We start from the raw sequence: 24,296 nt of genomic DNA, 5'->3' as shown, positions 1-24,296 counted from the left end.
AGGTTCTCCGGGTCGTGAGATCTACTTGTAGCGGTAGACGATCCGTCCGCGCGTCAGGTCGTACGGAGACAGCTCCACGACGACCCGGTCATCCGGGAGGATACGGATGTAGTGCATCCGCATCTTGCCGCTGATGTGCGCGAGGACCTTGTGACCGTTCTGCAGCTCCACCTTGAACATCGCGTTCGGCAGAGACTCGATCACGGTGCCCTCGATTTCGATGGCGCCTTGCTTTTTGGCCATGTCCTGCTTTCGGGATCGGCTACCTTGGTCGACTGCGGGCATGCCGGAAGACATGCGACAGCCGACGTGTCAGTCTACGACACCGTTCGAAGAAAGACGAATCCCCTGTGTATGCCCAGTCGCGGTGATCATTACGCCACCGGGTCGGGGGCCGTCGTGATGCCGTACTCGGCCAGCTTGGCACGTCCGCCGTCGGGCGCGGTGAGCACGAGCGGGCCCTCCTCGGTGAGGGCGACGGTGTGCTCCCAGTGCGAGGACCACGAGCCGTCGTCGGACTTCACCGTCCACTCGTCCTCCAGCACGTGGGTGCGCGGGGTGCCGAGCGTGACCATGGGCTCGATCGCCAGGCACAGCCCGGGGACGAGCTTGATGCCGCGGCCGCGCTTCTTCGTGACGTAGTTCAGCACGTGCGGCTCCATGTGCATCGCGGTGCCGATGCCGTGGCCGCCGTACTCCTCGACGATGCCGTACTTGCCGGAGGCCGGGCGCGGCTGGCGGCGGATGTAGCCCTCGACGGCCTTGGAGATGTCCTCCAGCCGGTTGCCCTTGCGGAAGGCGGCGATGCCGGCCCACATCGACTCCTCCGTCACCCGGCTCAGCTCGGCGAGCTCCGGGGCGTGGCCGGTGCCGACGAGGGTGGTGAAGGCGGCGTCGCCGTGCCAGCCGTCGACGATCGCGCCGGCGTCGATGGCGATGATGTCGCCGTCCCTGAGCACGGTCTCGCGGTCCGGGATGCCGTGGACGACGACGTCGTTGACCGAGGTGCAGATGTTGCCGGGGAAGCCGCCGTAGCCGAGGAAGTTCGGCTTGGCGCCGTGGTCGGCGATGACCTTGGCGGCGATCTCGTCGAGGTCCTTGGTGGTGGCGCCGGGCACGGCGGCGGCGCGGGTCGCCTCGTGCACCGCGGCGACGACCAGTCCGGCGCGGCGCATCGTGGCGATCTGCTCGGGGGTCTTGATCTCCACCATGCGGCTGACGCCTTCCTCGGGTCGTGGGGGTGCTGAGAAGTACGGGTGCTGAAGGGGCTCGTTCAACGATACGGCCGTGGTGCCCGGGCGGGCACCACGGCCGTACGTCACGCTGCTGCCTGCCGGTCGCGCCTACGCGGCGCCGTCCGCCCGGCGGTCCTGGAGGGCGGCCATCGCACGGGCGGTGACCTCTTCGACGGAGCCGAGCGCGGAGATCGTGACCACCAGGTTCTGCCGCTTGTAGTAGTCGATGATCGGCTCGGTCTCGCGGTGGTAGACGTCGAGGCGGTTGCGCACCTTGTCCTCGGCGTCGTCGCTGCGCTGGTACAGCTCGCCGCCGCACACGTCGCACACGCCCTCGGCCCGCGGCGTCTTGTACTCGACGTGGAAGACGTGCGCGCTGTCGTTGCGGCACACCCGGCGGCCCGCGATGCGCTTGACCACCTCGTCCTCGGGGACCTCCAGGTCCAGCACGCCGTCCAGCGCGAGGTGGTGCCCGGCCAGGTAGGCGTCGAGCGCCTGCGCCTGGAACTCGTTGCGCGGGAAGCCGTCGAGCAGGAAGCCGCCGGCGGCGTCGGCCGCGCTCATCCGGTCTTCGGCCATGCCGATGGTGACCTCGTCGGGGACCAGGTCCCCCGCGTCCATGTAGGCCTTCGCCTGCTTGCCGAGGTCGGTGCCCTGACTGATGTTGGCGCGGAAGAGGTCGCCCGTGGAGATGTGCGGGATCGACAGCTTCTTGGTGAGGACCACGGCCTGTGTCCCCTTGCCCGCGCCGGGCGGCCCGACCAGGACGATACGCATCAGCGGAGGAACCCTTCGTAGTTACGCTGCTGGAGCTGGCTCTCGATCTGCTTCACGGTTTCCAGACCCACACCCACGATGATGAGGATGCTGGTGCCGCCGAGCGGGAAGTTGCCGTTGCTCCCGTTGAAGATCGCGATGGCGACCGTCGGCACGAGTGCGATGAGACCCAGGTACAGCGAGCCCGGCCACGTGATGCGGTTCAGCACGTAGCTCAGGTATTCGGCAGTGGGGCGACCTGCCCGGATGCCCGGAATGAACCCACCATACTTCTTCATGTTGTCGGCGACTTCCTCGGGGTTGAACGAGATCGCGACGTAGAAGAAGGCGAAGAACACGATCAGCAGGAAGTACGCCGCCATGTAGATCGGGTGGTCGCCCTTGGTGAAGTTGCGGCTGATCCACTGCGCCCAGCCGGCCGTGGAACCGGAGAACTGCACGATCAGCGCCGGGATGTACAGCAGCGACGAGGCGAAGATGACCGGGATCACACCGGCCTGGTTGACCTTGAGCGGGATGTACGTGGACGTGCCGCCGTACGACCGCCGGCCGATCATGCGCTTGGCGTACTGCACCGGGATGCGGCGCTGGGCCTGCTCGACGAAGACCACCAGGCCGACGATCGCCAGGCCGACGGCGATGACGGCGAGGAACTCGACCCAGCCGCCCGCGATGGTGCCGGAGACCTTGATCGCCCACAGGTTGCCGGGGAAGCCCGCCGCGATGGAGACGAACATCAGGATCGACATGCCGTTGCCGATACCGCGGTCGGTCACCAGCTCGCCCAGCCACATGATCATCACGGTGCCCGCGGTCATCGTCGTGACCATGGTGATGGTGGTGAAGATCGACTGGTTGGGCACGATCCCGCCGGCCTGGTCACAGCCGGAGAAGAGGCTGCCGGAGCGGGCGGTGGCCACCAGGCCGGTGCCCTGCAGCACCGCGAGGGCGACGGTCAGGTACCGCGTGTACTGCGTGATCTTCGTGGTACCGGCCTGGCCCTCCTTCTTCAGGGCCTCCAGGCGCGGGATGACCACGGTCAGCAGCTGCAGGATGATGCTCGCCGTGATGTACGGCATGATCCCCAGCGCGAAGATCGTCAGCTGGAGCAGCGCGCCGCCACTGAACATGTTCACCAGACCGAAGAGGCTGTTGTTGCCCTTCGTCTGGTTCACACAGTGGTTGACGACCGTGTAGTCGACGCCGGGGACCGGGACGTGCGCCCCGAGGCGATAGACCACCACGATGCCCAACGTGAACAGCAGCTTCTTGCGCAGGTCGGGCGTCCTGAACGCCCGTGCGAACGCGGTGAGCACGGTGCCTCCTGCACCCCCCGCGGACAGCGCGGGCGGACGGTTTTGAGGTATCTGACGACACTGACGAGGTCTGGCGGGTCTGGCGGTAGCACAAAGATGACAGCAGCGTCGGTCAGCCTACCGGCGACGTAGCCCCGCAAGGAATGACCAACCGGGGAAGGAAAAAATCACAGGAACGCACGACCGGGGACGCTCTGGTGTGTCAGAGCGTCCCCGGTCGTGGTGGGCATCGGGCTCAGACGAGCTCGGTGACCGTGCCGCCGGCAGCGGCGATCTTCTCCTTGGCGGAGCCGGAGACCGCGTCAACGGTCACCTGCAGCGCCACGGAGACCTCGCCGGTGCCGAGCACCTTGACGAGCTGGTTCTTGCGGACCGCACCCTTGGCGACCAGACCGGCCACCGTCACCTCGCCACCCTCGGGGTAGAGGGCCGCGAGCTTGTCCAGGTTGACGACCTGGTACTCGGTGCGGAACGGGTTCTTGAAGCCCTTGAGCTTCGGGAGACGCATGTGGAGGGGCATCTGCCCGCCCTCGAAGCGCTCCGGAACCTGGTAGCGGGCCTTGGTGCCCTTGGTGCCACGACCGGCCGTCTTGCCCTTGGACGCCTCACCGCGACCCACACGGGTCTTGGCGGTCTTGGCGCCCGGGGCCGGACGGAGGTTGTGGATCTTGATCGGGTTGTCACCCATGATCAGTCGACCTCCTCGACCGTGACGAGGTGGCGGACGGTGTGGACCATGCCGCGGATCTCCGGGCGGTCCTCCTTGACCACGACGTCGTGCAGGCGCTTGAGCCCGAGCGAACGCAGGGTGTCACGGTGGTTCTGCTTGCTGCCGATGTAGGACTTGGTCTGCGTGACCTTCAGGCGCGCCATCACACACCCACCCCGGCACGAGCCCGCAGCAGGGCGGCGGGCGCGATGTCCTCGATCGGCAGACCGCGGCGGGCGGCGATCTCCTCGGGGCGCTGCAGCCCCTGGAGCGCGGCCACCGTGGCGTGCACGATGTTGATCGCGTTGTCCGAGCCGAGGCTCTTGGACAGCACGTCGTGGATGCCCGCGCACTCCAGCACGGCGCGCACCGGGCCACCGGCGATCACACCGGTACCGGGGGAAGCCGGCTTGAGCAGGACGACGCCCGCGGCCTTCTCACCCTGGATGGGGTGCGGGATGGTGCCCTGGATACGGGGGACCTTGAAGAAGTGCTTCTTGGCCTCCTCCACACCCTTGGCGATGGCGGCCGGCACCTCCTTGGCCTTGCCGTAGCCGACACCGACGGTGCCGTCACCGTCGCCCACCACGACCAGCGCGGTGAAGCTGAAGCGACGACCACCCTTCACAACCTTGGCGACGCGGTTGATCGCGACGACCCGCTCGACGTAAGCGGTCTTCTCGGCCTGCTGGCCGCCGTCCCGCCTGTCCTTACGGTCCCGCCGCTCGCCGCCACCGGCACCGCTTCCGCGGCGCTGGGGTCCAGCCATTGGAATTACCTCTCGATCCTTTTAGCGTTTCTCCGCTGGTGACGGACGGCTCAGAACTTCAGGCCGGCTTCACGGGCGGCGTCCGCGAGGGCGGCGATGCGCCCCGCGTACTGGTTGCCGCCACGGTCGAACACGACGGCCTCGACGCCCTTGGCCTTCGCACGCTCGGCCACGAGCTGGCCGACCTGCTTCGCCTTGGCGCTCTTGTCGCCTTCGCCGCCGCGGATGGACGCGTCGAGGGTCGACGCCGACGCGAGCGTGTGGCCCGCGAGGTCGTCGATGACCTGGGCGACGATGCCGCGGTTGGAACGCGTCACGACCAGGCGCGGGCGCTCGGGCGTACCCGAGATGCGCTTGCGGACCCGGATGTGGCGACGCTTGATCGCAGCGCCCTTGTACGCCTTGCCCTTGGCGATCTTCACACCGTATGCCATGGCTACTTACCAGCCTTTCCGACCTTGCGGCGGATGACCTCGCCGGCGTACTTGACGCCCTTGGCCTTGTACGGGTCGGGCTTGCGCAGCTTGCGGATGTTCGCCGCGACCTCGCCCACCTTCTGCTTGTCGATGCCCTCGACGGAGAACTTCACCGGGGACTCGACCTTGAAGGAGATGCCCTCGGGGGCCTCGACGAGAATCGGGTGGCTGTAGCCCAGCGCGAACTCCAGGTTGGAGCCCTTCGCCTGGACGCGGTAGCCGACACCGCTGATTTCGAGCTGCTTGCTGTAGCCCGCGGTCACGCCGGTGATCATGTTCGCCACCAGCGTGCGGGACAGGCCGTGCAGGGCCTTCGAGACACGCTCGTCGTTGGGGCGGGTGACCAGCAGAGTGCCGTCCTCGCCCTTGGCGATCTCGATCGGCGCGGCAACGGTGTGGGTGAGCGAGCCCTTGGGGCCCTTCACCTGCACCGTGCGGCCGTCGATGGTGACGTCCACTCCGGCGGGAACCGAGATGGGCAGCTTGCCGATGCGCGACATTGCTTTACCTCGCTTTCCCGGTTACCAGACGTAGGCGAGGACTTCCCCACCCACGCCCTTCTTCTGAGCCTGCTGGCCGGTGAGCAGCCCGTGCGACGTGGAGATGATCGCCACGCCGAGGCCGCCGAGCACCTTCGGCAGATTGGTGGACTTTGCGTAGACCCGCAGACCCGGCTTGCTGATCCGCTTGATGCCGGCGATCGAGCGCTCGCGGTTGGGGCCGAACTTCAGCTCGAGGACGAGGTTCTTGCCGACCTCGGCGTCCTCGACCTTCCAGCCGGTGATGTAGCCCTCCTGCTGGAGGATCTCCGCGATGTGCGACTTGATCTTGCTGAACGGCATCACGACGTCGTCGTGGTACGCCGAGTTCGCGTTGCGCAGACGGGTCAGCATGTCTGCGATGGGGTCGGTCATGGTCATGAAGTGGCCCTGGGCCTCTCTCGCCGGGGTTTCCTGGTGCGACGTCCCTCTCCCCCGGCAGGCCGGGGACGGGTGCGATGCGGTGGACCTACGGCGTAGTAAGTCGATGCGGGCGGCGAACGCCCAACCCTTCTACCTTACGGGAAGAAGAGCGGGGCGCTCACCGGCCCAACTGCTTACCGAGAGTTCCTGGTGATCCGGGGAACCGGATCTACCAGGAGCTCTTGGTCACGCCCGGCAGCTCACCACGGTGCGCCATCTCACGGAGGCACACGCGGCACAGGCCGAACTTGCGGTAGACGGAGTGCGGCCGGCCGCAGCGCTGGCAGCGGTTGTACGCGCGCACCGCGAACTTGGGCTTGCGCGAGGCCTTGGAGATCAGTGCCTTCTTAGCCACGGTCAGTTCTCCTTGAACGGGAAGCCGAGGTGACGCAGCAGGGCACGGCCCTCGTCGTCGTTGGTCGCCGTGGTGACCACGGTGATGTCCATACCCCGGACCCGGTCGATCTTGTCCTGGTCGATCTCGTGGAACATGACCTGCTCCGTGAGACCGAAGGTGTAGTTGCCGCGGCCGTCGAACTGCTTGGGCGACAGGCCACGGAAGTCGCGGATACGCGGCAGCGCGAGCGACAGCAGCCGGTCCAGGAACTCCCACATGCGGTCGCCGCGCAGCGTGACGTGCGCGCCGATCGGCTGGCCCTCGCGCAGCTTGAACTGCGCGATGGACTTGCGGGCCTTGGTGACCTGCGGCTTCTGGCCGGTGATCGTGGCGAGGTCGCGGATCGCGCCCTCGATCAGCTTGGAGTCGCGGGCGGCGTCGCCCACACCCATGTTGACCACGATCTTGGTCAGGCCGGGGATCTGCATGACGTTCTCGTAGGTGAACTCGTCACGCAGCTTGCCCGCGATCTCCTCGCGGTAGCGCGTCTTGAGACGCGGCGCAGTGGTGGCAGTCATCAGATGTCCTCACCGGTCCGCTTGGCAACGCGGATCTTGTTGCCCTCGTCGTCGAAGCGGTAGCCGACGCGGGTCACGACCTTCTTGCCGTCCTTCTCCACAACCAGCTGAACGTTGCTGACGTGGATCGGGGCCTCGGTGGTGATGATGCCGCCGGTCTGCGAACCACGGTCGGTCTGGCCGGCCTTGGTGTGCTTCTTGACCCGGTTGACACCCTCGACGAGGACCCGGTCCTGAGCGGGGTAGGCCACGATGACCTTGCCCTGCTTGCCCTTGTCCTTACCGGTGATGACCTGGACCAGGTCGCCCTTCTTGATCTTCATCGGTTACAGCACCTCCGGCGCGAGCGAGACGATCTTCATGAACTTCTTCTCGCGCAGCTCACGGCCGACGGGGCCGAAGATACGGGTGCCGCGGGGGTCGCCGTCGTTCTTGAGGATGACGGCGGCGTTCTCGTCGAACCGGATGTACGAGCCGTCGGCGCGCCGGCGCTCCTTGACGGTCCGGACGACGACCGCCTTGACGACCTCGCCCTTCTTCACGTTGCCACCGGGGATCGCGTCCTTGACGGTGGCGACGATGACGTCACCGATTCCCGCGTAGCGGCGACCCGAGCCACCGAGAACACGGATGCAAAGGATCTCCTTGGCACCAGTGTTGTCGGCGACACGCAGTCGCGACTCCTGCTGGATCACGTCTTACTCCTGAAGTGTCGCGTCGGTTCCCGGCGGGCCGCACGAGTCTCCCCGTGCGGCACCGCCGAGCCTGACGGAACGGTCCTGAGCGGGTGCGCCCGCTCAGGGATTACTCGGCCTTACTTGGCCTTCTCAAGGATCTCCACGACGCGCCACCGCTTCGTGGCGGACAGCGGCCGGGTCTCCATCAGGAGGACGCGGTCGCCGATGCCGGCGGCGTTCTGCTCGTCGTGAGCCTTCAGCTTGTTGGTGCGGCGGATGACCTTGCCGTACAGGGCGTGCTTGACGCGGTCCTCGACGGCGACGACGACGGTCTTGTCCATCTTGTCGCTGACGACCAGGCCCTCACGGGTCTTGCGGAAGCCCCGCTGCTCGCTGCTCTCAGTCACATTCTTCTCGCTCATCAGGCGCTCTCCACCGTCTCCACCGTCTCGATGCCCAGCTCGCGCTCACGCATGAGGGTGTAGATCCGGGCGATGTCCTTGCGAACGACCCTGAGCCGGCTGTTGTTCTCAAGCTGCCCGGTGGCCGCCTGGAAGCGGAGGTTGAACAGCTCCTCCTTGGCCTCACGCAGCTTCGCGACGAGCTCCTCGTCGCCGAGCTGGCGCAGCTCGGTCACCTTGGTACCGGCGGCCATCACGCCTCACCTGCCTCGCGCCGCACGATGCGGCACTTCATCGGAAGCTTGTGCGCGGCGCGGGTGAGCGCCTCGCGCGCAGTCTTCTCGTTCGGGAACGACAGCTCGAACATCACCCGACCGGGCTTGACGTTCGCCACCCACCACTCGGGCGAACCCTTACCGGAACCCATGCGGGTCTCGGCGGGCTTCTTGGTCAGCGGGCGGTCCGGGTAGATGTTGATCCAGACCTTGCCGCCACGCTTGATGTGGCGCGTGATGGAGATACGAGCGGACTCGATCTGCCGGTTGGTCACGTACGCCGGGGTCACGGCCTGGAGGCCGTACTCACCGAACGCCAGCTCGGTGCCGCCCTTGGCCATGCCGTCACGCTTGGGGTGGTGCTGCTTGCGGTGCTTGACCCTGCGGGGGATCAGCATTGTTACTCAGCCTTCCGTTCCGGGGGTCTCCGCCGCCGGAGCCTCAGCGGCGGGAGCCTCGGCGGCCTTGGGGGCCGACTGGACGCCTTCCGTCTGAGGACGACGGCCGCGGCCACCGCGCTCGCCACCGCGACGCTGCGGACGCTCGTTGCCGCCACCGCGCGCCGGACGGTTGCCCGCCCGGGCGGCCGCGTTGTCGGCGCGGACCTCGGCGATGTTCTTGACGTCGCCCTTGTAGATCCAGACCTTCACACCGATGCGGCCGAAGGTGGTCTTGGCCTCGAAGAAGCCGTAGTCCACGTTCGCGCGCAGGGTGTGCAGCGGCACACGGCCCTCGCGGTAGAACTCGGACCGGGACATCTCGGCGCCGCCGAGACGGCCACCGCACTGGATCTTGATGCCCTTGGCGCCGGCCTTCAGCGTGCCCTGCATGCTCTTGCGCATGGCACGGCGGAAGGAGACGCGGGAGGACAGCTGCTCGGCGACGGCCTGGGCCACCAGCTGGGCGTCCATCTCCGGGTTCTTGACCTCGAGGATGTTCAGCTGGACCTGCTTGCCGGTCAGCTTCTCCAGGTCGCCGCGGATACGGTCGGCCTCCGCGCCGCGGCGCCCGATGACGATGCCCGGGCGGGCGGTGTGGATGTCGACGCGGACGCGGTCGCGGGTGCGCTCGATCTCCACCTTGGAGATGCCGGCCCGCTCCATGCCCTGCGTCATCATCCGGCGGATGGCGACGTCTTCCTTGACGTAGTCCTTGTACAGCTTGTCGGCGTACCAGCGGGACTTGAAGTCCGTGGTCACACCGAGCCGGAACCCGTACGGGTTAACCTTCTGGCCCATTACCGGGAACCTTCCTTGCTGGCGACGACCACGGTGATGTGGCTGGTGCGCTTGCGGATCCGGTAGGCACGGCCCTGGGCGCGCGGCCGGAACCGCTTCAGGGTCGGACCCTCGTCGACGTACGCCTCGCTGACGTACAGCGAGCCCGCGTCCGTGTGGTCGTAGTTGTGCGCCGCGTTGGCGATGGCGCTGTCCAGCACCTTGCCGACCGGCACGCTCGCGGCCTGCGGGGTGAATCGCAGGACCGCCTGAGCCTCCGTGGCGTCCATGCCACGGATCAGGTCCACCACGCGGCGGGCCTTCATGGGCGTGACACGGATGTACCGTGCCTGGGCCCTGGCTTCCATGGTCGTCCCTTCAGTGTCTGTCTTCGTCGTCACGATTCAGCCCGCTCAGCGACGCCGCGACTTGCGGTCGTCCTTCTCGTGCCCGCGGAAGGTGCGGGTCGGGGCGAACTCGCCGAGCTTGTGGCCGACCATCGACTCGGTGACGAACACCGGGACGTGCTTGCGGCCGTCGTGCACCGCGATCGTGTGGCCCAGCATCGCCGGGACGATCATCGAGCGGCGGGACCAGGTCTTGATGACGTTCTTGGTGCCGGCTTCGTTCTGGACATCCACCTTCTTGATCAGGTGGTCGTCGACGAAGGGCCCCTTCTTGAGACTGCGCGGCATCTGACCCGCTCCTAGCGCTTCTTGTTCGTCTTGCGGCGGCGGACGATGTACTTGCTGCTCGCCTTCTTCGGCGAACGCGTACGTCCTTCCTTCTGACCCCACGGGGAGACCGGGTGACGGCCACCGGAGGTCTTGCCCTCACCACCACCGTGCGGGTGGTCCACCGGGTTCATGGCGACACCGCGGACGGTCGGGCGGACGCCCTTCCAGCGCATGCGGCCGGCCTTGCCCCAGTTGATGTTCGACTGCTCGGCGTTGCCGACCTCGCCGATCGTGGCGCGGCAGCGGACGTCGACCATCCGGACCTCGCCGGAGGGCATGCGAAGGGTGGCCATGGTGCCCTCCTTCGCCAGCAGCTGGACCGAAGCCCCCGCGGAGCGGGAGATCTTCGCGCCGCCGCCCGGACGCAGCTCGATCGCGTGGATCGTGGTACCGACCGGGATGTTGCGCAGCGGCAGGTTGTTGCCGGGCTTGATGTCGGCGTTGGGGCCGTTCTCCACCCGGTCGCCCTGCTGGAGCCGCGCGGGGGCGAGGATGTAGCGCTTCTCGCCGTCCGCGTAGTGCAGCAGCGCGATGCGCGCGGTGCGGTTGGGGTCGTACTCGATGTGCGCGACCTTGGCGGGCACGCCGTCCTTGTCGTGCCGACGGAAGTCGATGACACGGTAGGCGCGCTTGTGGCCACCGCCCTGGTGGCGGACGGTCACACGACCGGCGTTGTTACGGCCGCCCTTGCTGTGCAGCGGGCGGACCAGCGACTTCTCCGGCGTGGACCGCGTGATCTCGACGAAGTCGGCGACGCTGGAGCCACGACGGCCCGGGGTCGTCGGCTTGTACTTGCGGATACCCATTTCTCAGTCCTCGGAATATTCCGGACTTCAATCGGCCGGTCCCCGTTAGGAGACCGGACCGCCGAAGATGTCGATACGGTCGCCCTCGGCGAGGGTCACGATGGCGCGCTTGGTGTTGGCGCGCTTGCCGAAACCGGTGCGGGTGCGCTTGCGCTTGCCCTGCCGGTTGATCGTGTTGACCCCGGTGACCTTGACCTGGAAGACCGTCTCGACGGCCTGCTTGATCTGGGTCTTGTTCGCGCGCGGGTCGACGACGAACGTGTACTTGTTGTCGTCGAGCAGCGCGTAGCTCTTCTCGGAGACCACGGGCTTGATCAGCAGGTCACGGGGGTCCGTGAAGGTCTTGCTGGTGGTCACGGTCTGCTCGGCCATCAGGCGTCGCTCCCTTCCAGCTCGGCCTCGTCCGCGGCACCGGCACCGGTGAAGCGGTCGAACGCGCCCTTGGTGAAGACCACGTCGTCCGAGACGAGCACGTCGTACGTGTTCAGCTGGCCGGCCTCCAGGATGTGCACCTGGGGCAGGTTGCGAGCGGACAGCCAGGCGGCCTCGTCCGAGCGCTCGATGACCAGCAGCAGGTTCTTGCGCTCGCTGATCTTGCCGAGCAGCGTCCGCACGGCCTTGGTGGACGGCGTCTCGCCCTCGACCACGCCGGTGACGACGTGGACGCGGTTGTGCTGCGCCCGGTCGGTCAGGGCCCCGCGCAGCGCGGCCTTGATCATCTTCTTGGGCGTGCGCTGCGAGTAGTCGCGCGGCACGGGGCCGTGGACGACGCCACCGCCGGCGAACTGCGGCGCGCGGGTCGAGCCCTGACGGGCGCGGCCGGTGCCCTTCTGCCGGTACGGCTTCTTGCCACCGCCGCGGACCTCGCCACGCGTCTTGACCTTGTGCGTGCCCTGACGGGCGGCGGCCAGCTGCGCGACGACGACCTGGTGGATCAGCGGGATGCTGATCTTGGCCTCGAAGATCTCGGCCGGGAGCTCGACGGTCCCGGCGGTGTCGCCGGACGGCGACAGAATGTCAATGGTGCTCATCGGTTACCTCAGGCCCCCTTGGCCGCGGTGCGGACCAGGACGAGGCCGCCGTTCGGACCAGGAACCGCGCCCTTGATCAGCAGCAGGCCCTTCTCCGCGTCAACGGCGTGGACGGTCAGGTTCTGGGTGGTGACCCGCTCGTTGCCCATACGGCCCGCCATGCGCAGGCCCTTGAACACGCGTCCGGGGGTGGCGCAGCCGCCGATGGAGCCCGGGGAGCGGTGCTTGCGCTGCACACCGTGGCCGGCGCCGAGGCCGCCGAAGTTGTGCCGCTTCATGACACCGGCGAAGCCCTTGCCCTTACTCTTGCCGGTCACGTCGACCTTGACACCGGCCTCGAACACGGCGGCGGTGATCTCCTGGCCGAGCGTGTACTCGGCGGCGTCGGACGTGCGCAGCTCGACGAGGTGACGGCGCGGGGTGACGTCCGCCTTGGCGAAGTGGCCCTTGAGCGGCTTGTTCACCTTGCGCGGGTCGATCTCGCCGAACGCGATCTGCACCGACTCGTAGCCGTCGGTGTCATTGGTGCGGACCTGGGTCACGACGTTCGGACCGGCCTTGACGACGGTCACCGGGACGACACGGTTGTTCTCGTCCCAGACCTGGGTCATGCCGAGCTTCTCGCCCAGGATGCCCTTGATCTGCTTGGTCATCTTCTCCGCGCCTCTCAGAGCTTGATCTCGATGTCGACGCCGGCCGGCAGGTCCAGGCGCATCAGCGAGTCAACGGTCTTGGGCGTCGGGTCGAGGATGTCGATCAGGCGCTTGTGCGTGCGCATCTCGAAGTGCTCGCGCGAGTCCTTGTACTTGTGCGGCGACTTGATGACGCAGTACACGTTCTTCTCAGTGGGCAGCGGCACCGGGCCCGCGACCTGCGCACCGGTACGGGTCACCGTCTCGACGATCTTCTTCGCCGAGGAGTCGATGACCTCGTGGTCGTAGGCCTTGAGCCGAATGCGGATCTTCTGTCCCGCCATGGCTACTCCGTAGTCCTTGTCTCTTCTCAGCTCTGGCATCCGCTTGCTCCGACCCACGCGGTCGGGCGTGTCGCGCCCCTCGCACAGGGTTTTCCGCCAGCGGAATCCCTGCTCAAGGGGTTTGCGTGGGAGAACTCACCCACCGGATGCCTGGTCTGCCCCGCACTGACGCTTCCCGGAAGATTCCCGTACGTCCGCCCCAGCGCTGCCCACCAGGGCAGTTGGAGCGACGAGTACCGTGGGACTCGCTTCCGGTCCTCCCGACGGGAGGCGCGCAGCATCGGCGCTCGACCGAGCAACTTGAGTAGTCTGCCATACGCCCCACAAGGGACGCCAATCGAGCCGGGTAGCTTACCCGTCGGTGACCGGTGCGCAAACGCGGGGACCGCGCCGCCGGGCGGAAATCGCCTCGCCCCCGCGGAGGGGCCTCGGTAAGGTCGCCGGGTCCGCCCGCGCCGCACCGGAGGAAACGGCCCATGCCCCAGGTCATCGTGCTCAACGGCGGGTCCAGCTCCGGGAAGTCCAGTATCGCCCGGTGCCTCCAGGAGGTGCTGCCGCAGGCGTGGCTGAGCGTGAGCGTCGACACCTTCGTGGACGCGCTGCCGCCGCGGCTGCGCGAGGGCGGCGAGGGCCTGCTCATCGGCCCGGACGGCGAGGTGAGCGTGGGCCCCGCCTTCGACGAGCTGGACGCGGCGTGGCTCGCCGGGATCGCCGCGATGGCCCGCGCGGGCGCGCACGTCGTCATCGACGACGTCTTCCTCGGCGGGCCCCTCTCCCGCGCCCGCTGGGCCCGCGTCCTCAACGGCCTCGACGTCCTGTGGGTCGGCGTCCGCTGCGCCCCCGGGGCCGCCGCCGGCCGCGAGGCCGCCCGCGGCGACCGCGTCCCGGGCATGGCGGCCAAGCAGGCCGCCCTCGTCCACGAGGGCGTGGCGTACGACCTGGAGGTCGACACGACGTCCGCCTCCGCGGAGGCCTGCGCCCGCGTCATCGCGGAGTACGCGGCCGGGCGCGCAGCGTGAGGATCTGGCTGCCGCGCGGGTGAGGCGGGACGCGCCGGCCGCCCGCCGCCGGGGACGGTGCGAGGGCGGCCGTTTTGTTCAAGCCGGGCGCGGCCGGCCCGCACTAGCGTCGGCGGTATGACCAGCTCTCCGCACGAGTCCCGCCACATCGCCGTCCGGATCGCCCGCCCCGCCGCGGACGTCTACGCGTACGCCTCCGACCCCGCCCGCCTCCCCGACTGGGCCCACGGCCTCGGCGGGGCGATCCGGCGCGAGGGCGACGTGTGGGTCGCCGAGTCCCCCATGGGCCGGGTGACCGTCGCCTTCGCCCCGCCCAACGACTTCGGCGTCCTCGACCACGACGTGACCCTCCCCTCCGGCGGCACCGTGCACAACCCCGTCCGCGTCCTCCCCGGCACCGAGCCCTCCACCAGCGAGATCGTCTTCACCCTCCGCCGCCTGCCCGGCATGACGGAGGCGGACTTCGAGCGGGACGCCGACACCGTGACCGCGGACCTGGAGCGGCTGCGGGGGCTGCTGGAAGCGGACTGAGCGAAGGCCGCGCGGAACCGGCGGGCACCGCGCCCCGCCACCACCGTGCCGCCCCGCGGGACGGCTCACCGGGTGGTACCGGCCTGGGCGCCGTTCCCGCGGTGTAGGCGGTCGCAGCAGCCGGTCCGGCGATCTCCCGGGTGGTCGCGGCGAACTGCGGCCCGGCGGGGCGCCGCGGCGGCGTGGATCCCCCGGGTGACGGTGGGCGCCGTCCTGGTGACGGGTGGCGGCCCCCGTCAGGGCGAGGGCGAGCAGCCGCCGACCGCCGCCGCCTTCCCGGACGGCGCGGCCCCCGCCCACGAGCCCGGCCCGGGGCCGCAGGTCGTCCTCGCCTCGCCGCGGCCCCGCGGGCGCCGCCCTGCGTGGCGCCCGGACGGCTCGCCGAGGTCACTCACCGCCCGGGCGGGCGGCCCGGCGTGTAATCCCCTCGCCTCCCGTGCCCGCGCTGGCTACGGTCGGCCGATGCGGATACTTCACCTCTCGGACACCCACCTGGACCGGAACGGCGCCCCCGACGCCGACGGCGCGGACGGGACGGCCGCGCTGCGGATACTGCTCGACGGGCTGGGGCACCTGGACGGGATCGGGGCGGTCCTCGTCACCGGGGACGTCGCGGACGACGGGTCGCGGGAGGCGTACGCGCGCACGCACGAGCTGCTCACCGCCTACGCGGGCCCGCGCGGGGCCGGCGTCTTCTACGCGGTGGGCAACCACGACGACCGCGCCGCCTTCGCCGACGTCCTGGGCTGCGGGCACGCCGCACCCGACGCGGTGTACGACGGCCCCGGGGGCGAGCGGGCGGCGGCGAGCACCGTGGGCGGCCACCGGCTGGTGACCCTCGACTCGCTCGTGCCCGGGAAGGGCTACGGGCACCTGTCCGCGGGGCAGCTCGACTGGCTGCGCGGCCTGCTGGCCGCACCCGCGCCGCACGGCACGGTGCTGGCCTTCCACCACCCGCCCCTCGCGCTGCCCGGCGTCGAGGTGCAGCGCGTCTTCGGGCTGCACAACGCGGCGGAGCTGGCCGCGGCGATCGACGGCACGGACGTCCACCTCGTCCTGTGCGGCCACTTCCACCTCCAGCTCACGGGCCGGCTCGGGCCGGCGACCGTCTGGGTCACGCCCGGTGTCGTGAGCCGCATCGACCTGACCGCCGCACCCGGGACGGAGCGCGCGGTGCACGGCCCGTCGGCGACCCTCGTCGACCTCGCGGCGCCGTACGGCCCGCTCCTCCACACCCTGCACGCGCCCGACCCGCGCGCGGGCACGACCGTCTACGAGGCGGGCGCCGCCGAGATGAGCGAGGTCCTCGCGCGTCTCGGTCCGTGACCTGGCGGGACCGCGCCCGTACCCGGGTGGTGCGGCGTCCTGGCGGTGAGCCCGTTCACGCCCGGCCGGTGGCGGCCGCGACGACGTCCGAGAGGGAGCCGAAGTACGGACCCGGCCAGTCGTCCTCGCGGGCGTGGGCGTCGTTCGCCGCCCAGTCGCCGGCCCGCAGCATCACGGCCGTCATGCCCTGCGCCGTCGCGCCGGTCAGCTCGCCGCCACCGCCGTCGCCGACGTAGAGGCAGGCGGCGGGCGCGGTGCCGAGGGCCGCGGCTATCCGGTGGAAGAGTTCCGGGGCGGGCTTGCGGTGGCCCACGCTGCACGACAGGACGACCGCGTCCACCAGCCCGGCGAGCGGCAGCTCCGGCCAGCACTGCGCCAGCTCGACCGTGCAGTCGCTCAGCACGCCGATCCGCACACCCGCGCCGCGGAGGCGTTCCAGCGTCCCGACCGCGTCCGGCCGCAGCGCGAGCAGCTCGCGCTGGCAGGCGAGCCGGACGGCGACGGCTGCCGCGACCGCGTCCTCTCCGGCCTCGACCCCGCAGCGCCGGGCGAGCGTACGGATCGTCTGCGGCAGGTCGCCCAGCGCGCCGACCGCCCGCTCGGGGAAGGACGTGTTCAGCGCTTCCCGCCACTGCTCCGCGGGGATCCCCAGCGGGGCCGCGCCCAGGGCGGCGTGGCCGTCCCAGACGGCCGCGGGTGTGCTCGGGGTGAGCGTGCCGTAGAAGTCGAAGATCACGGTGGGGTAGGCCATGCCGGGACGCTACCGGGGTCCGCCGGCTGCGGGGAGGGCCGCACGGCGTGCGGCCCTCCTTCCCGACTGCCCGCCGTCAGTGGCGGGACCGGTGCCAGGCCTTGTACCCGCGGACCACCTCGACCACGAAGAGCAGCAGCGCGACCCCGGCCAGTACCTCCAGGAACCACTTGTGGTCGGTGATGGAGTCCGAGGCCCACCACGCCAGCAGGGCGGAGGTGATCAGGTAGAGCGGCGCGAGGATCAGCGCCGTCCGCAGGCGGGGGTCGCGGGGGCGGGCGTGGGCCGGTCCGGCGGATTCCCGCTTCGTGTCCCCCGGCGGCTTGTACATCGTGGTCACGGCAGCCTCCTTCGCTCGCGGCCCCGGCGGAATCGCCGCGAAAGCCACAACCGTCGGCTAACCGGAACGGGGGACCGCAAACCGTGACGCCCCGGCCAGGACGCCGGGAGGTCAGGTACCCGAGACCTTCGTGCAGGTCAGCGAGCCGTTGAGGGTGACGGAACCACCCGAGGCGTCCGTGGCGCCGAGCTCGGTGCCGGAGATCCTGACCGTCCAGGTGGCGCCCTGGCGGCCAGCGGAGATGCCGTCGGCGCCGAGCTTGACGAACGTCTTCTTCTCGGCGGTGACGAGGGTCGCCAGGGACTGGTCGCCGACGGTGGCGACGAAGGAGGGCGTCGTGGACCCACCGCTGTCGGGCGCGGGCGCGGTGACGGCGACGAGCTTGCCGCCCGCCGTCGCGCAGGCGACGCTCGTGGTGACGTCGAAGCCGCCGCTCGCGGAGCCGGTGTAGTCGAGGCGGCCGTGGGTGCCGCCGTCCGCGGGGGCGGCGGAGGTGGCGCTCGCGGACGGCGCCGGCGTGGTGGACGCCGCCGGGGCGGACCTGCCGTCGTCGTCCTTGTCGTCCTTCGACGCGCAGGCGCCGAGCACGGCGACCGCCGTCACCGGAAGCAGTACGGCTGCCCATGCCCTTGCTGTACGCGGCACTTGTCCCCCTTGGTCCGTCGCCCACGGCGCGTGCAGCGGAAGGCTAACCGGGCCCGCGCCCCTCCCGCTCGGCCGCGTGCCCGGCCTGCGGCTACTGTGACCAGCACCACCGGGGCGCGGGCCCCGCCAGAAGGGGAGCACCTCGTGAACAGTGACCCTGACCTCGTCGCGCCGCGGCCGGCGGGCACCCGGCCCTTCCGCCTCATCGTCACCGGTGGCGGGACCGGCGGCCACACGTATCCCGCGCTCACCGCGGTACGCACGCTGCGGGCCCGGCTCGCGGACGAGGGGCGGGCGCTGGAGGTGCTGTGGGTCGGCACCCGGGACAGCCTGGAGGAGCGGGTCGCGACCGGCGAGTCGATCCCCTTCCGGACGGTCGCGACCGGAAAGGTGCGCCGCTCGCGCAACCCCCTGATGCTCCTCTCGCTCGCGAACCTGCGGGACATGGGCCGTGTGCCGCTCGGCGTGCTCCAGGCGCGGCGCGTCGTCGCGGACTTCCGGCCCGACGTGGTGCTCGCGACGGGCGGGTACGTGGCGGTGCCGCTCGGGCTCGCGGCGAAGGCCAACGGGCGCCCGCTGGTGGTCCACGAGCAGACCGTACGGCTCGGGCTCGCCAACCGGCTGCTGGCGCGTGTGGCGACGGCCTTCGCCGTGTCGTCGGAGTCGACGCTGCCGCTGCTGCCGCGCGGGGCACGGGCGAAGGCGGCCGTCACCGGCAACCCGGTACGCCCCGAGGTCCTCGCCGGGCGCGCCGACAGGGCCGTCGAGACGCTCGGGCTCGGCGGTTTCGACCGCACCCTGCCGACCGTGTACGTGACCGGCGGCGCGCAGGGCTCGCAGCAGATCAACGACGTGATCGTGACCGTCCTGCCGTGGCTGCTGGCGCAGGCGAACGTCATCCACCAGTGCGGGCCGGGCAACTTCGCCTCGCTGCGGTCCACCGCGGCGCTGCTGCCGAGGGAGTTGGCGGGACGCTACCTGCTGACCCCGTACGTGGGCGCGGAGCTGCCGGACGTGCTGGCGCTCGCGGACGTCGTGGTCTCGCGCAGCGGCGCGGGCACGCTCGCCGAACTCACCGCGCTGGGCAAGCCGTCCGTGCTGGTGCCGCTCGCGTCGTCGGCGGGCAATGAACAGGTCCACAACGCCCAGCACCTCGCCGCCGCGGGCGCGGCGGTGGCCCTGCACCCCACCGTGACCCCGGACACGCTGACGGCGGCGGTGGCCCCGCTGCTCGCCGACCCCGCCCGCCGCACGGCGATGGCGGAGGCCGCACGGGCCCACGGCCGCCCGGACGCGGCGGAACAGCTGGTGGACGTGGTGATCGCGGCGGCGGGCCCGCTGCGAGCGGAGGAGCCGGTGACTGCGCCGGTGCCGCCCGCGGAGGAGCCCGCACCGTCGACGGCGACGCAGGCCCCGGACGCCGTGGCGGTCCCGCCGGAGAAGCCCGCGCAGGTCGCGGCTGCGGAGGAGCCGAGCCCGGAGGCGCCGGAAGAGCCCGGCCCCGCCCTGGAGGAGGCCCTGCCCGAGCCGCCCGCCAAGCCCGCGACGCCCCCGCCACCCCCCGCGGAGCCCACCGCCCCGCCCCTCCCGGCAACCCCGCCGCTGCCCGCGGCCCCGCCCCTGCCCCCGACGCCACCGCAGCCGCCCACCTCGCCGGAGGAGCCCGCGGCGGCGGAGTGATCCAAGGCGCGAACACCAGCTCAGGCCTGGGGTGCCCGTCAGCATGCGGAGCACGAGACCACGGAGCGGAGGGAGCGTGCGCCATGGCCATCGCCCCCGGTGACGCACAGCGTGACGCGCTCCCCTGCCCTGGCCGTGCGGGACATCGTCGAGCAGATGCAGCATGCAGTGCCCGGCACGCTGGAGATCACCGGGGAGGGGATCGTCCCCGACATGGCGTCCCCCGGCGGCCCCCACGAGCTGACGGCAGCGCGCGTGAGCCGCAGGCTGGAGAAGGTCATGCCGGAGGGCCTGCTCGCGCACACCGGCACGCCGGACGTGGAGGACGTCCACGAGGACGTCATGCGCCACCCGGACGTCCGCACCGGCGAGGGCGCCGTCCTGAGCGGCATCCACCCGACGCCGGGCGGCCCGCTACGCGGCGCGTACGGACTTCGTCCACGGCGAGGACGTGACGATCGGCGAGTGGACGATCTCCACGGACAACCTCTGCCGCTACTCCTGAAGCGGCGGCCCGCGGTAGAAACATGCCATGACCAGCTTCGAGATCAACCCGATCGGCACGGTCCGGAACGACCGGACGGACGTCCAGGACACGGACAACTGGGGGGCCGTCCGGAGTGTCATCACCGTCGACGAGCGGTTCGGGGAGGCGTGCCTGCAAGGCCTGGAGAGCTTCTCGCACGTCGAAGTCCTCTTCGTCTTCGACCAGTTCCCGGAGAAGGACGACTACCGCGAGCCGCACCCGTACCGCGGGCGCGCGGATCTGCCGCCGATGGGCGTCTTCGCCGGGCGCGGGCCGCGCAGGCCGAACCGGATCGGGGTGACGTGCTGCGCCGTCGAGTCCGTCCGGGGGCGGGAGTTGACGGTCGTGGGGCTCGACGCGGTGTCCGGCACGCCGGTGATCGACCTCAAGCCGGTGATGGAGGAATTCCGCGTCATGGACGTCACGCAGCCGGAGTGGGTGACCCGCATGATGGCGGACTACTTCAAGCCGTAGCCTGGCCGCCATGACGACCGGGCGCGCGGACGGCGGCGGTACGCCGGAAGAGCTGGCCGGAGGGCTGGCCAACGCGGGCGCGGTCTTCCGGCGGGGGGACGTCGTCGACCGCCCCGCGCCGCGGACCGCCCGCGCGCTGCACGCGCACCTGCGGGCGCTGCACGAGCGCGGCTTCACCGGGGCGCCGACTCCCGTACAGCTCACGGGAGACGGCCGCGAGCAGCTGACCTACCTGCCCGGCGACGTCGCGCTGCCGCCCTTCCCCGCGTGGGTGATGACGGACGACGCCCTCGCGTCCGTGGGGCGCCTGCTGCGCCGGCTCCACGACGCGGCCGCGCGGATCCCCGTCGACCAGGGCGCGGACTGGCCGCGCGAGCTGGCCGATCCGGCGGGCGGCACGCTGCTGTGCCACAACGACGTCTGCCCGGAGAACGTCGTCTTCCGCGACGGCCGCGCCGCCGCCTTCATCGACTTCGACCTCGCCGCCCCCGGCCGTCCCCTCTGGGACGTCGCCATGACCGCCCGCTACTGGGTCCCCGTGCTCGACCCCGCCACCGCCACGACCCAGTACCCCACCGCCCCCGACCCCTTCGCCCGCCTCCGCGTCCTCGCCGACGCCTACGGCCTCCCCCCGGAAGACCGCACAGCCCTCCCCGCCCTCGTCGAGGAGGCGACCGCCGCGGGCCGCGCCTTCGTCACCGCACGCCTCGCCGCGGGCGACCCGGCATACGTCCGCGCCCACGCCGAACTGGGCGGCTGGGAGCGGTGGGACCGCCTCCAGGCATGGCAGGCCGCGCACCGGGAGAGGTTCGTCGCCGCGCTGGTGGCGGAGGCGCCGTGACGCACGTGCCCTTCTTCGGCGGGCGGTTGGCGCAACTGCTCGACCACCGGCGGCTGCCGGCCGGGGAGCTGGCGGCCCGTGGCGGGCCGCACCCCGACGCGCTCCGCCCCGTCCTCGCGGGCGCACCGCCCGCCGGGGACCTGCTCCGGCAGCTCGCCCCGGCGCTCGGCCTGCACGCCGCCGACCTCTTCGCCGCCGCGGACCTCGCCCTGCCCGCGGACCTGGCCCCGCCGCATCCGGACGCCGAGCGGCACGTGGCGGTCGTCGTCGCGGACGTGCTGCGGCTCCCGCCGGCCGGGCAGCGGCAGCTCCTCACCCGCATACGCGCGTTGCCCGACGAGGAACCCGGCGCCCCGTCCGTCCGGCCGCCGGGCGCCGCGCTCCGCGACCTTCCGGGCGGCCGGGTCGTCCGCATGCTCCGTCACCGCAACCTGGGCTGGACGGGCATCGCGCGGATCCTCGCCCGCTCCACCCCCAGCTATCTGTCGGCCGCCACCTACGGCGCGATCGGCAGCGGGCGCGCGGACCTCACACCCCGGCTCGTCGCCGACGCGGGCACCGTCCTGGGCGTCGAGGCCCACGAGCTGGCCCTGCTGACCGGCGGACCGCTCCCGGAACCGGCCCGTGCCTCCCCCGCCGCCGGGAACGCGGCCGCGCTGCTGTGGGCGGCCCGCCGGTTGTCCGCCGCCCAACTCGAATGCCTTGAGCACCAGTTGCGGGGGCAGCGGCCGCACGGCGGCGAACGCTAGGGTCGGTGGCGCCGGGGAGGCGACGAGAGGAGCCGTGTCATGCGCCCGCCGCACGAACTGGACCGCGTCCGGTGGCAGGACCTCACGCACGCGTACGGCGGCGCCGACGACCTGCCGGGCATGCTCAGGGCGCTGTACGCGGACGAGGAGGCCGCGAACGAGGCGCTGTTCGAGCTGCACGGCGTCTTCCAGGGGGACACCTCCGTGTACGCGTCGTCCGCCGCCCAGGCCGTGCCCTTCCTCGCGCACGCCGCCCTCCACTCGCCGAGCCGCCGGCGGGACGATGTGCTGATGCTGCTGGCCCTCCTGGCCGAGCCGGAGGAGGACGCCGCCCTCCGCGCGGCCGTCGCCCGCGAGGTCCCGGCGCTGCTGCCCTGCCTGCACGACGCCGCCGCCGGTGTCCGCCGCGCGGCCCTGCGGCTGCCCGCCGCGGTCGCCGACCTGCTGGACCCGGGCGTACGGGAGGCCGTCCTCGCCGAGGCCGGCACCCTCCACGCCGGCGACCCGGCGGTGTCCGTCCGCGCCGACGCGATGGCGCTGCGCGCGCTGCTGGGCCGCACCGACGACCTCCCGCTGGACAGCCCGGAGCCCCCGATACGCCTGGCGGCGGCCATCCTGACGGCCCTGGCCTCGGGCCCGCCGTACGCACCGGAGGTGGTGCGGGTCTTCGCGGAGGCCGAGCCGGAGCAGGAGTACGAGGACGACGAGGTGTACGGGGAGGGCGAGGTGTACGGGGAGGACGACTCCGCCGACGACGACCTCGCGGACCTGTGGGCGGAGGCGACCGCCCGGCCGTACGGCACCCCGTACGCCGAGGAGGCGGAGGACGCCGACGACGCGCCCGGCTCGTACGAGGACGGCGGCGCCCCCGGCGCCTCCCCCGGCGACGGGCCTGTGGCGGACTTCCCCTGGCCGGGCACCCGGCTGCCCGGGACGCAGGTCAGGGCCCTCGGCGACCTCCTCGTGGCGGACCCGGACGCCGCCTTCGAAGTCGCCGCCCGGTGGATCGCGGACGGCGACGAGGAGCGGCGCGGCACCGGCCTCGCCGAAGCCGTCCTCCACGCGTGGCGGGACCACGAGCCCGCCTTCCTGGCCCTCACCCTCGACGCGCTGCCGCATGCGACGCACCCCGGGGAGCTGGCGAACCGGATCGGGGCGATCACCCGGTGGGTCGCGCTGGACCCCGAGCCCGGCGAACGGCTGCGCGACGCGCTGAACGCCCACGCGTCCGGCACGGAGGACCTGCCCGCGCGGGAGGCGCTGCTCGCCCTCGTCCGCGCCCGCGACCCGCGCGCCCTCGACCTGCTCCCTGAGCGTGCGCAGCCCGCGGCGCTGCGGGCGGCGGCGCTGCACTTCCCGGCGCGGTCCGCCCGGCTCGTACCGGTGCTGCGCCGCGAACTGGCCGCGCCGAAGCTCTGGGGCGGCGACGCCGTCACCCTCGTCGAGGCGCTGGCCGCGCTCGGCCCGGCGGCGGTGCGCGAGGCCGAGGAGGAGCTGACGGAGTGCCTGCGCACGGACCGCGCGGTGCTCACGACGGCACGGGCGCTGGGCGGCGCGGGCGTGGGCTCGCCCGAGATCCTGGGCCTGCTGCGGATGGCCCTGCACCACCGGGACACCCGCGTGCGGGCCACCGCGGCCGTCGCCTACTCCCAGCTCACCGGCGATCCCACCGCCGCCCTGAACGTCCTGGCCCCGCTCCTGGCCTCCCCGGGCGAGGCCCCCCTGCACCTGCCCCTCCTGGAATCCCTGGGCCCGGCGGCGTCCCGCCTCCTCCCCCAGGTCGAGGCCCTGCTGCGGGAGCCCTACGAGCCGACGCGCGTCGCCGCGGCCGAGGCGGCCTTCCGGCTCACCGCCGACCCGGCCCGCGCCACCCCCGTCCTGACCGCGGCCGTGTCGGCCACCCCGACCGGCCTGAAGGCCCTGAAGGCCCTCGCCACGATGGGGCCCGTCCCGCCCGTGCTCCACCCCGCGCTCACGGACTTCGCCACCTCCCCGCACCGCCTTCTCGGCCCCTCCACGGCGGAGGAGCCCCACCCCGACCTCCAGCTCCGCGAGCTGTCCCGCCGTCTGCTGGCGACCGGCTGACCGCCTCCGCCGGCCGGAGGCCCCGGCCCCGGCGAGCCCGTGCGGCGCGC

Annotated in this window: 35 protein-coding genes and 2 pseudogenes; 9 read left to right on the top strand and 28 right to left on the bottom strand. The window is 71.5% G+C overall.

Annotation, left to right across the window (positions count from 1 at the left end):
- Nucleotides 1–21 precede the first annotated feature (21 nt).
- The 25 genes from infA to rpsJ all read right to left on the bottom strand — a co-directional run bounded on the left by infA (nucleotide 22) and on the right by rpsJ (nucleotide 13,279).
- Nucleotides 22–243, bottom strand: a complete 222-nt coding sequence (gene infA, locus ACH4SE_RS20045; RefSeq protein ID WP_003956442.1) for a translation initiation factor IF-1 — start codon at nucleotides 241–243, stop codon at nucleotides 22–24.
- A gap of 131 nt (nucleotides 244–374) precedes the next feature.
- On the bottom strand, nucleotides 375–1,211 hold the full coding sequence (gene map / locus ACH4SE_RS20040) for a type I methionyl aminopeptidase (protein WP_398544733.1): 837 nt from the start codon (nucleotides 1,209–1,211) through the stop codon (nucleotides 375–377).
- 132 nt (nucleotides 1,212–1,343) lie between these two features.
- Entirely contained in the window at nucleotides 1,344–2,012 is a 669-nt protein-coding gene (locus ACH4SE_RS20035; protein ID WP_398544732.1) for an adenylate kinase, read from the bottom strand.
- Nucleotides 2,012–3,328, bottom strand: a complete 1,317-nt coding sequence (gene secY, locus ACH4SE_RS20030; protein WP_398544731.1) for a preprotein translocase subunit SecY — start codon at nucleotides 3,326–3,328, stop codon at nucleotides 2,012–2,014. The genes ACH4SE_RS20035 and secY overlap by 1 nt, the downstream gene beginning before the upstream one ends.
- A gap of 235 nt (nucleotides 3,329–3,563) precedes the next feature.
- Nucleotides 3,564–4,016, bottom strand: coding sequence for a 50S ribosomal protein L15 (rplO, locus tag ACH4SE_RS20025; RefSeq protein ID WP_031524770.1), 453 nt, complete (start codon nucleotides 4,014–4,016; stop codon nucleotides 3,564–3,566).
- 2 nt (nucleotides 4,017–4,018) lie between these two features.
- The gene (gene rpmD, locus ACH4SE_RS20020) at nucleotides 4,019–4,201 is read right to left on the bottom strand and encodes a 50S ribosomal protein L30 (RefSeq protein ID WP_031524772.1); all 183 of its coding nucleotides are present in this window, start codon (nucleotides 4,199–4,201) and stop codon (nucleotides 4,019–4,021) included.
- Nucleotides 4,201–4,806 (bottom strand): 30S ribosomal protein S5, encoded by a 606-nt coding sequence (gene rpsE, locus ACH4SE_RS20015; protein ID WP_398185354.1) that lies wholly within the window; start codon nucleotides 4,804–4,806, stop codon nucleotides 4,201–4,203. The genes rpmD and rpsE overlap by 1 nt, the downstream gene beginning before the upstream one ends.
- 50 nt (nucleotides 4,807–4,856) lie before the next feature.
- On the bottom strand, nucleotides 4,857–5,240 hold the full coding sequence (gene rplR / locus ACH4SE_RS20010) for a 50S ribosomal protein L18 (RefSeq protein ID WP_398185356.1): 384 nt from the start codon (nucleotides 5,238–5,240) through the stop codon (nucleotides 4,857–4,859).
- Nucleotides 5,241–5,242: 2 nt separating this feature from the next.
- The gene (gene rplF / locus ACH4SE_RS20005) at nucleotides 5,243–5,782 is read right to left on the bottom strand and encodes a 50S ribosomal protein L6 (RefSeq protein ID WP_398544730.1); all 540 of its coding nucleotides are present in this window, start codon (nucleotides 5,780–5,782) and stop codon (nucleotides 5,243–5,245) included.
- 21 nt (nucleotides 5,783–5,803) lie between these two features.
- Nucleotides 5,804–6,202, bottom strand: coding sequence for a 30S ribosomal protein S8 (gene rpsH, locus ACH4SE_RS20000; RefSeq protein ID WP_093713219.1), 399 nt, complete (start codon nucleotides 6,200–6,202; stop codon nucleotides 5,804–5,806).
- Between the two features lie 211 nt (nucleotides 6,203–6,413).
- Nucleotides 6,414–6,599 carry a type Z 30S ribosomal protein S14 gene (locus tag ACH4SE_RS19995; RefSeq protein ID WP_031524782.1) on the bottom strand — a complete coding sequence of 62 codons (186 nt, stop codon included), beginning with the start codon at nucleotides 6,597–6,599 and terminating at the stop codon, nucleotides 6,414–6,416.
- A gap of 2 nt (nucleotides 6,600–6,601) precedes the next feature.
- Nucleotides 6,602–7,159: a 50S ribosomal protein L5 gene (gene rplE / locus ACH4SE_RS19990; protein ID WP_398185363.1), complete on the bottom strand. Its 558-nt coding sequence runs from the start codon at nucleotides 7,157–7,159 to the stop codon at nucleotides 6,602–6,604.
- Nucleotides 7,159–7,482, bottom strand: a complete 324-nt coding sequence (gene rplX / locus ACH4SE_RS19985; protein ID WP_031524786.1) for a 50S ribosomal protein L24 — start codon at nucleotides 7,480–7,482, stop codon at nucleotides 7,159–7,161. Before rplX ends, rplE begins: the two co-directional genes overlap by 1 nt.
- Nucleotides 7,483–7,485: 3 nt before the next feature.
- Nucleotides 7,486–7,854 carry a 50S ribosomal protein L14 gene (gene rplN, locus ACH4SE_RS19980; protein WP_069462148.1) on the bottom strand — a complete coding sequence of 123 codons (369 nt, stop codon included), beginning with the start codon at nucleotides 7,852–7,854 and terminating at the stop codon, nucleotides 7,486–7,488.
- Between the two features lie 119 nt (nucleotides 7,855–7,973).
- The gene (gene rpsQ, locus ACH4SE_RS19975; protein ID WP_398544729.1) at nucleotides 7,974–8,258 is read right to left on the bottom strand and encodes a 30S ribosomal protein S17; all 285 of its coding nucleotides are present in this window, start codon (nucleotides 8,256–8,258) and stop codon (nucleotides 7,974–7,976) included.
- Complete coding sequence (rpmC, locus tag ACH4SE_RS19970; RefSeq protein ID WP_031524793.1) at nucleotides 8,258–8,491, bottom strand: 50S ribosomal protein L29; 234 nt, start codon at nucleotides 8,489–8,491, stop codon at nucleotides 8,258–8,260. The genes rpsQ and rpmC overlap by 1 nt, the downstream gene beginning before the upstream one ends.
- Nucleotides 8,491–8,910, bottom strand: coding sequence for a 50S ribosomal protein L16 (rplP, locus tag ACH4SE_RS19965; RefSeq protein WP_031524795.1), 420 nt, complete (start codon nucleotides 8,908–8,910; stop codon nucleotides 8,491–8,493). Before rplP ends, rpmC begins: the two co-directional genes overlap by 1 nt.
- Nucleotides 8,911–8,916: 6 nt before the next feature.
- Nucleotides 8,917–9,750, bottom strand: a complete 834-nt coding sequence (rpsC, locus tag ACH4SE_RS19960; protein WP_398544728.1) for a 30S ribosomal protein S3 — start codon at nucleotides 9,748–9,750, stop codon at nucleotides 8,917–8,919.
- On the bottom strand, nucleotides 9,750–10,097 hold the full coding sequence (gene rplV, locus ACH4SE_RS19955; RefSeq protein ID WP_398544727.1) for a 50S ribosomal protein L22: 348 nt from the start codon (nucleotides 10,095–10,097) through the stop codon (nucleotides 9,750–9,752). The genes rpsC and rplV overlap by 1 nt, the downstream gene beginning before the upstream one ends.
- Nucleotides 10,098–10,142: 45 nt before the next feature.
- A complete protein-coding gene (rpsS, locus tag ACH4SE_RS19950) occupies nucleotides 10,143–10,424 on the bottom strand; it encodes a 30S ribosomal protein S19 (protein ID WP_014178772.1) in 282 nt (93 codons plus the stop codon).
- 11 nt (nucleotides 10,425–10,435) lie between these two features.
- Nucleotides 10,436–11,272, bottom strand: coding sequence for a 50S ribosomal protein L2 (rplB, locus tag ACH4SE_RS19945; RefSeq protein WP_398544726.1), 837 nt, complete (start codon nucleotides 11,270–11,272; stop codon nucleotides 10,436–10,438).
- 45 nt (nucleotides 11,273–11,317) lie between these two features.
- Nucleotides 11,318–11,644 (bottom strand): 50S ribosomal protein L23, encoded by a 327-nt coding sequence (gene rplW, locus ACH4SE_RS19940; RefSeq protein ID WP_031524805.1) that lies wholly within the window; start codon nucleotides 11,642–11,644, stop codon nucleotides 11,318–11,320.
- Nucleotides 11,644–12,303 carry a 50S ribosomal protein L4 gene (gene rplD, locus ACH4SE_RS19935; protein ID WP_398544725.1) on the bottom strand — a complete coding sequence of 220 codons (660 nt, stop codon included), beginning with the start codon at nucleotides 12,301–12,303 and terminating at the stop codon, nucleotides 11,644–11,646. Before rplD ends, rplW begins: the two co-directional genes overlap by 1 nt.
- 8 nt (nucleotides 12,304–12,311) lie before the next feature.
- Nucleotides 12,312–12,956 (bottom strand): 50S ribosomal protein L3, encoded by a 645-nt coding sequence (gene rplC / locus ACH4SE_RS19930; RefSeq protein WP_398544724.1) that lies wholly within the window; start codon nucleotides 12,954–12,956, stop codon nucleotides 12,312–12,314.
- 14 nt (nucleotides 12,957–12,970) lie between these two features.
- On the bottom strand, nucleotides 12,971–13,279 hold the full coding sequence (gene rpsJ / locus ACH4SE_RS19925; protein ID WP_014144312.1) for a 30S ribosomal protein S10: 309 nt from the start codon (nucleotides 13,277–13,279) through the stop codon (nucleotides 12,971–12,973).
- A 476-nt stretch (nucleotides 13,280–13,755) separates the two neighbouring features.
- Here rpsJ and cpt point away from each other — a divergent pair, with 476 nt between their 5' ends.
- The 3 genes from cpt to ACH4SE_RS19910 all read left to right on the top strand — a co-directional run bounded on the left by cpt (nucleotide 13,756) and on the right by ACH4SE_RS19910 (nucleotide 16,155).
- Nucleotides 13,756–14,298: a chloramphenicol phosphotransferase CPT gene (gene cpt / locus ACH4SE_RS19920; protein WP_398544723.1), complete on the top strand. Its 543-nt coding sequence runs from the start codon at nucleotides 13,756–13,758 to the stop codon at nucleotides 14,296–14,298.
- Nucleotides 14,299–14,415: 117 nt separating this feature from the next.
- Nucleotides 14,416–14,829 (top strand): SRPBCC family protein, encoded by a 414-nt coding sequence (locus ACH4SE_RS19915; protein WP_398544722.1) that lies wholly within the window; start codon nucleotides 14,416–14,418, stop codon nucleotides 14,827–14,829.
- A 462-nt stretch (nucleotides 14,830–15,291) separates the two neighbouring features.
- A complete protein-coding gene (locus tag ACH4SE_RS19910; RefSeq protein ID WP_398544721.1) occupies nucleotides 15,292–16,155 on the top strand; it encodes a metallophosphoesterase family protein in 864 nt (287 codons plus the stop codon).
- Between the two features lie 55 nt (nucleotides 16,156–16,210).
- Here ACH4SE_RS19910 and ACH4SE_RS19905 read toward each other — a convergent pair whose 3' ends face one another.
- The 3 genes from ACH4SE_RS19905 to ACH4SE_RS19895 all read right to left on the bottom strand — a co-directional run bounded on the left by ACH4SE_RS19905 (nucleotide 16,211) and on the right by ACH4SE_RS19895 (nucleotide 17,891).
- Nucleotides 16,211–16,906 (bottom strand): HAD family hydrolase, encoded by a 696-nt coding sequence (locus tag ACH4SE_RS19905; protein ID WP_398544720.1) that lies wholly within the window; start codon nucleotides 16,904–16,906, stop codon nucleotides 16,211–16,213.
- Nucleotides 16,907–16,982: 76 nt separating this feature from the next.
- Nucleotides 16,983–17,246, bottom strand: a complete 264-nt coding sequence (locus ACH4SE_RS19900; protein ID WP_398544719.1) for a hypothetical protein — start codon at nucleotides 17,244–17,246, stop codon at nucleotides 16,983–16,985.
- A gap of 111 nt (nucleotides 17,247–17,357) precedes the next feature.
- On the bottom strand, nucleotides 17,358–17,891 hold the full coding sequence (locus tag ACH4SE_RS19895; protein ID WP_398544718.1) for a hypothetical protein: 534 nt from the start codon (nucleotides 17,889–17,891) through the stop codon (nucleotides 17,358–17,360).
- A gap of 204 nt (nucleotides 17,892–18,095) precedes the next feature.
- Between ACH4SE_RS19895 and ACH4SE_RS19890 the strand changes: the two are divergent.
- The 6 genes and pseudogenes from ACH4SE_RS19890 to ACH4SE_RS19865 form a co-directional block, all read left to right on the top strand.
- Nucleotides 18,096–19,223: pseudogene (locus tag ACH4SE_RS19890) on the top strand (UDP-N-acetylglucosamine--N-acetylmuramyl-(pentapeptide) pyrophosphoryl-undecaprenol N-acetylglucosamine transferase); the annotation flags it as partial.
- A 431-nt stretch (nucleotides 19,224–19,654) separates the two neighbouring features.
- Nucleotides 19,655–20,076, top strand: a pseudogene (locus tag ACH4SE_RS19885) (Uma2 family endonuclease).
- Nucleotides 20,077–20,103: 27 nt separating this feature from the next.
- Complete coding sequence (locus ACH4SE_RS19880) at nucleotides 20,104–20,571, top strand: SAM-dependent methyltransferase (protein ID WP_398544717.1); 468 nt, start codon at nucleotides 20,104–20,106, stop codon at nucleotides 20,569–20,571.
- Between the two features lie 10 nt (nucleotides 20,572–20,581).
- Nucleotides 20,582–21,412 (top strand): phosphotransferase enzyme family protein, encoded by an 831-nt coding sequence (locus tag ACH4SE_RS19875; protein ID WP_398544716.1) that lies wholly within the window; start codon nucleotides 20,582–20,584, stop codon nucleotides 21,410–21,412.
- A complete protein-coding gene (locus ACH4SE_RS19870) occupies nucleotides 21,409–22,161 on the top strand; it encodes a hypothetical protein (RefSeq protein WP_398544715.1) in 753 nt (250 codons plus the stop codon). Before ACH4SE_RS19875 ends, ACH4SE_RS19870 begins: the two co-directional genes overlap by 4 nt.
- Before the next feature lie 39 nt (nucleotides 22,162–22,200).
- Entirely contained in the window at nucleotides 22,201–24,246 is a 2,046-nt protein-coding gene (locus ACH4SE_RS19865; protein WP_398544714.1) for a hypothetical protein, read from the top strand.
- Nucleotides 24,247–24,296 lie beyond the last annotated feature (50 nt).

Origin of the sequence: Streptomyces sp. NPDC020983 (assembly GCF_044333485.1) — a bacterium.
GTDB lineage: Bacteria > Actinomycetota > Actinomycetes > Streptomycetales > Streptomycetaceae > Actinacidiphila.
The sequence above is the reverse complement of the archived record's forward strand: the minus strand, read 5'-3'. Positions and strand labels throughout refer to the sequence as shown.